This is a genomic window from Bartonella sp. AP57NXGY, assembly GCF_042195805.1.
Taxonomy (GTDB): Bacteria; Pseudomonadota; Alphaproteobacteria; order Rhizobiales; family Rhizobiaceae; genus Bartonella.
On sequence record NZ_JBHIOZ010000274.1, the window covers coordinates 1 to 1,456 of the forward strand.

The following is a 1,456-nucleotide window of genomic DNA, read 5'->3' on the forward strand; positions in this document are numbered from 1 at the left end:
GCGCGTGAAGGGAGGGCAGAAAATGAATACTGGTCTTTATATATTCTCATGCGTTGTAGGAGAGACCTTCTCTTCGTGCGATGTTTGAAGGTGATGGAAAAAAATGCACCCTTGATATTGTCTTTATAAAAGATGAAGGATACAAGCGCTTGATATTGATGAACCCTCATTCATTGTGAGGACGAAAGCTTCGGTTCATGAAAATGGCTTAAAAATTGAAACAAATGAGGGATAAAAAATGAGGGGCAATGGAAAAAATTCACCATTGGATAAAGAACCACGGACTTTTGCGCTTGAAGAAGCGTTTCTGACACGCAAAAATTATAAAGTCATCTTTTGTATTGCTTTCATTGTGGCTGCTTTAAGAATGGCTCTTCGCTTCGTACCCATGTTGCTTGGGTGGAAGTTGGCGGAGTGGGAAGGGGATGTCGTGGCAGCTCTCTCGTTAATTATGGAGCTTATATCATGGTTTATTTTTTTGTTCATCCCTGTTGCCTTTGTGGTTCGTATCATTTTCACGGTTCTGTTGAAAGAAAAGATCGATATGTTGGAGCAAGCAATCTGGAAGCGGAGAAAAACCGCTTCTCAACAAAACAGCGCATGAAGGGGCGGAGAAAATGATAGATATTAAAATGATGGATATTATTGTTGTACTCTCGTGGGGTGTGGGCTTGACGCTTTTCACGCTGCTTTCTGCCGTGGTCATGATGTTTATTTGGGCATTGTATTACTCTACTTTCAAGCGGGTGAGGCTGCATTGCCAAGTGACAAAAGAATTAAGCCGCGTGCTTGAACAACCTGTCGTTTTTGAGCCGTCTAGTGGGGAAATGCCGATGATTAAGCTGTTATCTGAGGAAAAAGAGTTTTCTCTTTCTGATGAGGAAATCTTAACGATGGAAAGTGCAACGGCGCTTTTAAAGAGTTTGGGGTGGAAGGTGGAAATTGAAGGAAAAGGAGATCATTTGGCCACCTATTATTTACCAGATCGTGAAGTGCAGTTTCTTTATAATGCTGAGAAGGGGTATCCGCGATTTGATTGTGCAATTGCGGTGGTTTCTGGTATCCATGCGGCGGCTTGCCAAACAATAGACCCTTATAATTCTGGAGGCTTGATTGCTCTTGAATTGAGTTTTGATGTGAAGGGGGTGGAAATTTTTGAAGAAAAGGTAAGCGTTGGATGTTTACGTCGTGCACTCGAGAAAGCTTTAGAAAAGGCAATGACTGAGGTTGATCTTGGCAAGATGCTTCACTCTCAATATAGAATCCTGCCTTGGGAAAACAAAACTGTGGTCCCTCGGTTGGCTTCTTATTCCCTGCGTTATCTTGCAGCTCTGGCTTTGATGGGCGATGTTGAAACTTTACACTCTTATCACAAAAGCTTTATGGAAGGTGAGAAGCTGGGCTTTGAAACAAGCATCGAAGAGGAGCATCTGGAACGCGCAATGGTGATTGCTCA

Annotated in this window: 2 protein-coding genes; both read left to right on the plus strand. The window is 42.7% G+C overall.

Going from position 1 to position 1,456, the window contains the following annotated elements; genetic code table 11:
• The first annotated feature begins 238 nt into the window (after positions 1–238).
• The gene (locus tag ACFIL8_RS10230) at positions 239–604 is read left to right on the plus strand and encodes a hypothetical protein (RefSeq protein WP_375627744.1); all 366 of its coding nucleotides are present in this window, start codon (positions 239–241) and stop codon (positions 602–604) included.
• 13 nt (positions 605–617) lie between these two features.
• Positions 618–1,456 (plus strand): DUF6990 domain-containing protein (locus tag ACFIL8_RS10235; protein ID WP_375689683.1); only part of this gene is annotated, 839 nt, incomplete at its 3' end.